This is a genomic window from Williamsia sterculiae (genome assembly GCF_900156495.1).
Lineage (GTDB): Bacteria > Actinomycetota > Actinomycetes > Mycobacteriales > Mycobacteriaceae > Williamsia_B > Williamsia_B sterculiae.
In genome coordinates, this window is the sequence record NZ_FTNT01000015.1 from 87,404 (window position 1) to 96,038 (window position 8,635).

Genomic DNA, 8,635 nt, shown 5'->3' on the forward strand with positions numbered 1-8,635 from the left:
CGGTCATGCGAGGCTCTCCTTCATGCCGATCGCGAATTCGCCGCCCTCAGACCATCGCCTGCGCTCCTCTCGGCGGGAATCCACCATCTGGTCGCGGGTGGCGGTGATCTCGTCGGCGTTGTCCGCCAGGAACTGCCGGTGCTCGGCCAGCGAGAACTGTCCGTCCCGGATGTCCACCCGACCGCGGCCCGCAGCCATGTCGGCGCGCATGTCGAGGAGTTCCTCCGCGCTGACGGGATACCAACTGATGCGGTCGAAGAACCGCAGCAGCCAGGGGTGTTCCGGCTCGAAGTCGGCTGCGTTCTCCGGGTGCCGGTGGTTCCACACCTGAGTGGTGCGACCGACGAACTGGTATCCCCCAGGACCTTCCATGCCGTAAACGCACAGGTAGGCACCACCGATGCCGACGGCGTTCTCCGGAGTCCAGGTACGAGCCGGGTTATACTTCGTGGTCACCAGACGATGTCGCGGGTCGAGCGGCGTCGCCACCGGTGCGCCGAGGTAGACATCGCCGAGACCGAGGACCAGGTAGTCGGCGTCGAAGACGATGCGATACACGTCGTCCACCGAGTCCAGTCCGTTCATCCGGCGGATGAACTCGATGTTCCACGGGCACCACGGGGCATTGTCACGAACGCCGAGCATGTAACGCTCGATCGCTTCGCGGGTGGCCGGGTCGTCCCACGACAACGGCAGTCGCACCGTGCGACTGGGTACCACCAGATCGTCGGCCGCGGGCAGGTCCGACTCACACTCGACCAGCCAGTCCAACAAGCGATCCTGGTCGATGACGGACGGATCCACCTTGACCTGCAACGTGCGAATGCCCGGGGTGAGGTCGATCAACCCGCGCGGAGCATCCGCGACAATCCGCTGCTGCAGGGCGTGCACACGCGCACGCAATGCGAGATCGAGTGTCATGTCGCCGTATTCGACCAGGATGTTGTCGTCGCCGCTGCGGCGGTAGGTCACCGACGTGGCACCGTCGCTGGTGATGCGTTCGGCCAGGATCCCGCCGTCGTCATCACCACCGGACGACAGCACCGTGAGGTGCTGTGCCCGCCGACGTTGGTCCAGCGCACGGGCATCGGCGGCCGCGGCGGTCCGAATCGGCACGAGGCGCAGACGATCACCGGGCGTGAGTTGTCCGAGCTTCCATCGATCGGCGGTGGTCACCGTGACCGGGCAGACGAAGCCGCCCAGGCTGGGCCCGTCCGGACCGAGCAGGATCGGGGTGTCGCCGGTGAAGTCCAGTGCGCCGACGGAATAGGCGTTGTCGTGGATGTTGGACGGATGGAGCCCGGCCTCTCCGCCGTCCTCGCGAGCCCACTCCGGACGCGGTCCGATCAGTCGGATGCCGGTGCGGTCGGAGTTGTAGTGGACCTCGTACGAGGTCGCATAGAGGGTGGCGATGTCGTGGTCGGTGAAGAACTCGGGTGCGCTGTGCGGACCGACCGTCACAGCCAGCTCCCAGGAATTGCCCAGCGCGGGCTGCTCGTCGATCTGGACCCGCCGCGGTGCGGTCGAACTCGACACCGGTGCGACGGTCAGCACGTCGCCTGCGGTCAGCGCGCGACCGTGGTGTCCCCCGAAGCGACCCAGCGTGAACGTCGACGCGCTGCCCAGGTACGCATCAGCGCGCAGACCACCGCGCACCGCGAGGTAGACCCGCATGCCGACGTCGCCCACCGCGCCGACGTCGAGTTCGTCTCCGTCAGAGATGCTGATCGGACTGTGCTGCGGCACAACGGTTCCGTTGAGGGTGACTCGTACGGGTGCACCGGTCACCGCGACCACCGTGGCTGCAGTGAAGCGCAGTGCGGGCCCCATGATGGTGCATTCCAGACCGGGGGCACCTTCAGCGTTGCCGACCGCGACGTTGGCCAACCGGAACGACAGATCGTCCATCGGTCCCGACGGTGGCACGCCCACCTGCCAGTACCCCGTTCGGCCCGGCCAGTCCTGGACTGTGGTCATCGGCCCGGGCCGGACCACCTCGATGGCGGTCATCGCGGTCGGGTGACGATGATGCGGATCGCCGTGGGGTCGAACCCGTTGCACGGGTTGTTGATCTGCGGACAATTGGAGATGAGGACCAGGGTGTCGGTCTCGGCGCGCAGCGCCAGACGTTTACCCGGTGCCGACAGTCCGTCGACGATGCCCAGTGTGCCGTCGGGGTCGATGGGGACGTTCATGAAGAAGTTCACGTTGCCCACCAGGTCGGCCTTGCCGATGCCGTGTCTGCTGCCCTCGATGAGGAAGTTCTCCACGCAGGCGTGCTGGTGTCGGGTGTGGTGGCCGTACCGAAGAGTGTTGGACTCCTGTGAGCAGGCGCCACCCAGGGTGTCGTGGTTGCCCACCTCGTCAGCCACGATGGTCATCAGGGGCTGCGATTCCTGATCGCGGATCACGCTGGCCGTGGTCAGAAAGATGTTTCCCTGTGCGGCCAGGGTGGTCTGGGCGGAGTATCGCCTGCGAAGATCGCCGGCAGCGTAGAACAGCGTGTCGACGGCCTGATTGCCGTACAGATCCACGATGGTCAGCACGTCGCCGGTGCTGACGACACCCGACCACGGTGCGAGGGCGTCGACCTGGGTGTCGGTGACGATGTCACCGGGCACCATGGCGAGGTCGGCAGCGGGCGCGTCGATCAGTGGTGGTGTGGCGGTGGAGATGGAGGTGGACATGATTTCTCCTTGGTGGTCGAGTTCGGCTCAGACGTGGGCGGCGTGCCAACAGTCCTCGGAATTCATCACCGCGCGTCGGTATTCGGGGTCGGCGCCATCCGCGTCGGCAAGGAGTGCGGCTAGGTCGTCGGGCGCGTGCCAGGCCAGCACTTCCAGCGGGCCCACGTCGAACGTCGGCGCCGGGTCGAGCGGATGGGCGGTGTTGACCATTGCCACGGCGCACGGTAGGTGCAACAGCAGATCGATGTGCTTGTCGCGCCCAGCCGATCCCTTGGATGTCAAGGTACCGTCCGCCTCGGCGATCACCCCGTGGAAGAACGACACCGAGGGGGCGACGTCCACCGGCGTCAGCCCGTGTTTGGCGGCGGCCAGCGTGAACAGCTCGCGACCCGCCGGACTGTCCGAGTGGACCTGCCCCTGGCCGTACTTCGCGACATTACCGGCCAACGTGGTGGTTCCGCAGAGCGCGTCGTGATGGGCGGAGTCGTCGTCGACGACGGTGGCCAGCACCCGTCCCTGGTCGCTGAGCAACGGATGACCGGTACCCAGGTAGGCCTGCCAGGGCACCTTCACGGTGTCGGCGACGTTCAACCGCTCCCAGGGTGCGTCCGCACGCCACAGCAGGACATGGGCGCAGGCCGTACCGGCGATGTCACGCAGTCGAAGTCGGGTGCCCCGGGCGAGCACCTTGACCGTGTAACGACCGCCGGGGACCGTCTCGGCCCACGTCATCGCGGCGGCGGCGACGCCGACGGGCACGTCGGGCCAGTCCGATGCGGGAACAACAGGCATCGAGTCGGTCAGGGCGGTGGCCTGTGCGCGGGCGTGTGCCCGCGCACCGTTGGTCGATGCGGTCTCGGTGACATCGGATGTGGTTGTCATGAGGCACCTTTCGTCGGTTCGGTGAGCGTGACACGGTCGGCGGGTGGCGGCGAGGTTGCAGGTAGGCTACGTACCCGTAGGTAGGCCAGAATCCCCAGAACGGTGCTGCCGGCCAGGAAGATCACCGCGAAGTAGTGTAGGAACCAGGAGGTTCCCGCGGGGTCGTACACCTCCTCGCGGGGCCAGGCGATGTTGACCATCAGCCCCGTGCCCATCACCACCGCGACCAGGTTCACCGGGAGCCCCCACCGGCCCAGGTCGAGTATCGGTTTGCCGTAGGTCAGGCTGCGTCCGCGGATTCGGTGTACCAACGCGGGCACGGTGACCATCAGATAGGCGAGATAGACGATGACCACCGACACGCTGGTGATGGCGGCGAAGACACCCGCCTGTCCGAGGTTGATCAGCAGTACCAGGATGGACAGGGCGCTGACCGCGGTCCCCGTGATGACCGGCGTGCCGGTGCGTGGGTTCACCCGGGCGAGCAAGGTGCCGAACGGAAGTCGGTTGTCGCGGGCCATCGAGAACATCACCCGTGACGCCGACGCCTGGATGGCGAGAGTTGCCGAGAAAATGGCCACCGCCACCACCGACAACAAGATTTTGCCCATCGTGGAATCGAGTTGGCTGGTGATCACCCAGGCGATTCCCTCGGTGGACAACTCGGGCGCGCCCAGCGATGGGGCGGCCATCAGCGCCCCGATGATCATCAGGCCGCCACCGATGAACGACGCGAGCAGCGCCGTGATGATCGCCCGCGGGGCGGTCTTGCGGGGGTTGCGGGTCTCCTCGGAGAGTTCGGCCGCACTGTCGAAGCCGTACATCACGTAGGCGGCCATCAGCATCGACGCGAGGAACGCCGGAAAGTAACCCAGACCGCTGCCATGACCTCCCGTGTCGGCGACCGCGGCGACCGGCGTGCGTTCGGCCTTGACGAACATCAGTACCACCAGGACCACCACCCCGATGATCTCGACGGTGACTCCGGTGACCGTGATCTTCCCCATGAAGGACACGCCGAGGGAACTGATCAGGGTGCACAGGGCGATGGTCGCGCTGCCCAGCACGATGCCGTTGGTCGCGCCGGACACCGACGTGAGGCTGGGGTCGGACCCGATGAACTGAAAGCCCGACCAGATGGACGGCAGCACGCTCTGCATGGCGATGGCCAGCGCGGCGACGCTCACGATGTAACCGATCAGCATGAACCAACCCGCGAACCATCCGACACCCTCGCCCGCGAGTCGTCGCGACCACTGGTAGATCGCGCCTGCCACCGGGAATTTGCCCGACAGCTCGGCGAAGACCAGGCAGACACAGAACTGACAGACGAAGACGATGGGCCAGGTGAAGAAGAAGGCCGGCCCGCCCAGGCCGAAGCCGAGCGCGAACAGGGCGAACACGGTGGTCAGGATGGAGACGAAGGAGAAGCCGGAGGCGAACGCGGCGTAGGCGCCGATGCCTCTGTGCAACTCCTGGCGATACCCCAGCTCGGACAATGCCGATGCGTCCTCGGCGGACGAGACTTGACGGCCCGGGACCCCGGTATCCGGTGCGGCCGATCGGGAGGTGATGGTCATGCGTGAGCTCCTCATGCGGATGGGCGACGACGGCCCCGCTGCTCCGGCGAAGCGGTAATACCTGTCGACTGATCGAAAACCTATCGACGGTTTTTGTTTCACCGGTTGCCCGTGCGTGACATGTGTGTGACGAGATGCTCACCGGTCCCGGTGAGGGTGGTGTCGCGTAATCTGCCACCCGTGCCGACCTCTCCCACGCCTGCCACCGGACCGGGACGGCCGCGTTTGGTCGGCAGGTTGCGATCCGGCGGGAGTCCGCGGGAGGAGATCCTCGATGCCGCGGGGGAACTGTTCACCACGCACGGATACGCGGGCACCTCGACGCGCAAGATCGCCGAAGCAGTCGGGATGCGGCAGGCGTCGCTGTATCACCACTTCGCCACCAAGGAGGACATCCTGGTTGCGTTGTTGCGCGACACGGTCGTTCCGTCGCTGGAGGTCGCACGGACCGCGACCACGGATGTCCCGCCGGCTGAGCGCTTGCTCAGCCTTGTCCGGTTCGACGCGGCGCAGCTGGCGGGTGCCCGGTGGAACCTGGGCGCGCTCTACCTCCTACCGGAACTGCGGTCGGAGCGATTCTCCGCGTTCCGGGATGCCCGGATCGAGTTGGCCACCGTGTACGCCGATCTGACCGCCGAAGTCGTCGGGTCGGCCGACGATCCGCGCACGACCCTGCCCTTCCGCCTGGTCGAGTCGGTGATCAGCATGCGTTCCGATGGTGACCTCGGAGATCCGGATGCGCCTGGCGCAGAGGCCGATCGCGCACGAGTCGTCGAGGGTCTGGTCCTCGCGATCACCGAGATGCTGCGCTGAGGCCCCACCTTGTGGTGGTGGTTTAGGTGCGGGGTGGGGGTGTGACGTGGGTGGCGTTGTTGGTGTTGGGGTGTTCGGGTCCGGTGGTGGGGTGGTTGGTGTCGGGGTTGGGGTGGGGGATGCGGTTGCGGGAGTGGGTGGCTTCGCTGGGTCGGGTGGGGGTGGGTGCGGAGTGGGGTGGTCGGTGGTAGGGGCCGGGTTTGGGTCGGGGGTGTCCGCCGGGTAGGGCCAGGCGCAGGATGGTGCGTTGGACTTGTGCCCATTGGCGGTGGAAGGGTCCGGTGTTGTAGGGCAGTCCGTAGCGTTGGCAGATGTCTTTGACCCGGGGTGCGACCTGGGCGTAGCGGGTGGAGGGCATGTCGGGGTAGAGGTGGTGTTCGACTTGGTAGCCGAGGTTGCCGGAGATGATGTGGAACAGGGGGGAGCCCTCGATGTTCGCGGCGCCGATCAGTTGCCGGGCGTACCAGCCGCCGCGGGTCTCGTCTGCGGTCTCGTCCTGGGAGAAGGTGTAGGCCTGGTCGGGGAAATGGCCGCAGAAGATGATCGCGTTCGACCACACGTTGCGGATCAGGTTGGCCACGAAATCGGCGCCCGCGGTCCGCAGGAAGGTGTCCTCGGCGCCGGGTAACACCCGGTCGGCGGCCGCGGCGAGCAGGGTGACCGGGCCCAGGTGGGTTCGACGGTTGACGGTACGCAGCAGCCGCCCGGTCCGGGAGGTGGCGGGTTGATCGAGACGCCCACCGGTCAGGGTGTGGGTGGCGAGGAACGCTGCCGCCGACACGGCGGGCCAGCCGAGGTAGTCCTTGACGATCTGGCGTCGGGCTTTGCCGGCGATGCCTTTCAGGTCGTGGATGATCTCGGCGGCGGGTTTGTCGCCGCGGCGGATCGCTTCGATGTCCAGGTCGTGTACGGCCACGCCCCACTCGAAAAACGCCATCAACACCACGTTGTAGAACGGTTGCAGCAGATACACCGGTGACCAGGGTTGGTGGGGGTCGATCCGCATGATCTCGTAGCCGAGGTCTTTGTCTTTACCGCGGATGTTGGTGTAGGTGTGGTGCACATAGTTGTGGGAATGTTTCCACGCTTCCGCGGTGGAGGCGGTGTCCCAGTCCCACACCGAGGAATGGATGTCGGGGTCGTTCATCCAGTCCCACTGACCGTGCATCACGTTGTGCCCGATCTCCATGTTCTCCAGGATCTTCGCCATCCCCAGACACGCGGTGCCCACCACCCACGCCGGGGTGGACCGCGAGTTGAGCAACACCACCCGACCCAACACCGCCAACTGTCGTTGCGCGGCGATCACCGACTTGATGTACCGCCGATCACCATCACCGAGGTCGGCGTACACATCGTCATGGATCGCGTCGAACTCCTTGCCCAACAACTCGATGTCCTCATCAGACAAATGCGCCAACGGATGCGGTTGCCCATCCGGGCCCACCCCGTACACCCGCGCCCCCGAACGATCACCATCCCCACCGTAGGAAGTCGTGTCGGTGCGGTCAGTGGCATGTGTGGTCATGATGTGTTCTCCCAAATAATTGTTGTACTACAGGCCCCGGGCAGGGGTCACAGTTTGACGGTGACCTCACCCTCAGCGGTATGCACACAGATCCGGATGGCCTGGCCCTGCGGCGAGGACACCTCCCCGGTCCGCAGATCCCGCACCTGCCCCGCATCCAGAACCCCGGTACACGTATGACAGATCCCGATCCGACACCCGAACTTCAACTCCAACCCCGCATCCTCCCCGGCCTGCAAGATCGGTTGCCCCGGCTCACACGTGGCCTCGGCCCCGGACTTGGCGAACCGCACCACCCCACCCTCACCCTCACCCGGATCCCCCCCGATCACCGGCTGGAACCGCTCCAGATGAATCCGCTCCGCGACATCGTGGGTGTCCCAGAACTCGACGAGATCGTCCAACAACTCCGACGGCCCCGAACACAACGCCTCCCGCTGCGACCAATCCGGACACCACGACTCGATATCGGCCACCGACATCCGCCCGTCATCACCACTGACCCGCACATGCAGATCAAACCCGTCATGACGATCCGCGAAATCATCCAACTCATCAGCGAACATCAACTGCTCACGCTCACGCACCGAATGGATCACCACCACATCAGCCATCCGATCCCGCCGATCCAACGCCCGCAACATACTCATGATCGGAGTGATCCCACTACCCGCACTGACGAACAACAACTTCGACGGCAACGGATCAGGCAACGTGAACACACCCTCGATCTCACCGAGCCGCACAATCTCACCCGGCCGCAACCGCTGCACCAAAAACGGTGACACCGTCCCATCCGGCACCAACTTCGGCGACACACTGATCAACCCATCACGCGGATCCGGATCCGACGTCAACGAATACGCCCGCCAATGAAACACCCCATCCACCACCACACCCAACCGCACATACTGCCCCGGCAAATGACCCGGCCACTCATACCCCGGCCGAATCCACACCGTCGCCGCCGACGACCCCTCCGACTCCACCTCCACCACCCGACCACGCAACTCCCGCGTCGTCCACAACGGATTGATCATCTCCACGTAATCATCCGGACGCAACGGATTGAACAACCCCGTCACCGCCCGCATAAACCCCCGCCGCACCGGCGACACCCGAGGAACCGCACCACGCTCAGCCAT

General features: G+C 65.7%; 7 protein-coding genes. 1 reads left to right on the forward strand and 6 read right to left on the reverse strand.

Annotation, left to right across the window (positions count from 1 at the left end):
* Positions 1-3: 3 nt before the first annotated feature.
* From BW971_RS19820 to BW971_RS19835, 4 genes are read right to left on the reverse strand one after another with little or no spacing between them, the layout of a single operon-like run.
* The gene (locus BW971_RS19820) at positions 4-2,010 is read right to left on the reverse strand and encodes a 5-oxoprolinase/urea amidolyase family protein (RefSeq protein ID WP_076482797.1); all 2,007 of its coding nucleotides are present in this window, start codon (positions 2,008-2,010) and stop codon (positions 4-6) included.
* Complete coding sequence (locus tag BW971_RS19825) at positions 2,007-2,687, reverse strand: urea amidolyase associated protein UAAP2 (protein WP_076482798.1); 681 nt, start codon at positions 2,685-2,687, stop codon at positions 2,007-2,009. The genes BW971_RS19820 and BW971_RS19825 overlap by 4 nt, the downstream gene beginning before the upstream one ends.
* A 27-nt stretch (positions 2,688-2,714) precedes the next feature.
* Entirely contained in the window at positions 2,715-3,569 is an 855-nt protein-coding gene (locus BW971_RS19830) for an urea amidolyase associated protein UAAP1 (RefSeq protein ID WP_076482799.1), read from the reverse strand.
* Positions 3,566-5,149 carry an amino acid permease gene (locus tag BW971_RS19835; RefSeq protein ID WP_076482800.1) on the reverse strand — a complete coding sequence of 528 codons (1,584 nt, stop codon included), beginning with the start codon at positions 5,147-5,149 and terminating at the stop codon, positions 3,566-3,568. Before BW971_RS19835 ends, BW971_RS19830 begins: the two co-directional genes overlap by 4 nt.
* A 171-nt stretch (positions 5,150-5,320) precedes the next feature.
* Between BW971_RS19835 and BW971_RS19840 the strand changes: the two genes are divergently transcribed.
* On the forward strand, positions 5,321-5,962 hold the full coding sequence (locus BW971_RS19840) for a TetR/AcrR family transcriptional regulator (protein ID WP_076482823.1): 642 nt from the start codon (positions 5,321-5,323) through the stop codon (positions 5,960-5,962).
* Between the two features lie 22 nt (positions 5,963-5,984).
* Here BW971_RS19840 and BW971_RS19845 read toward each other — a convergent pair whose 3' ends face one another.
* Positions 5,985-7,490 carry a fatty acid desaturase family protein gene (locus BW971_RS19845; protein WP_083709120.1) on the reverse strand — a complete coding sequence of 502 codons (1,506 nt, stop codon included), beginning with the start codon at positions 7,488-7,490 and terminating at the stop codon, positions 5,985-5,987.
* A 47-nt stretch (positions 7,491-7,537) separates the two neighbouring features.
* Positions 7,538-8,635 (reverse strand): ferredoxin reductase (locus tag BW971_RS19850; RefSeq protein ID WP_076475448.1); only part of this gene is annotated, 1,098 nt, incomplete at its 5' end.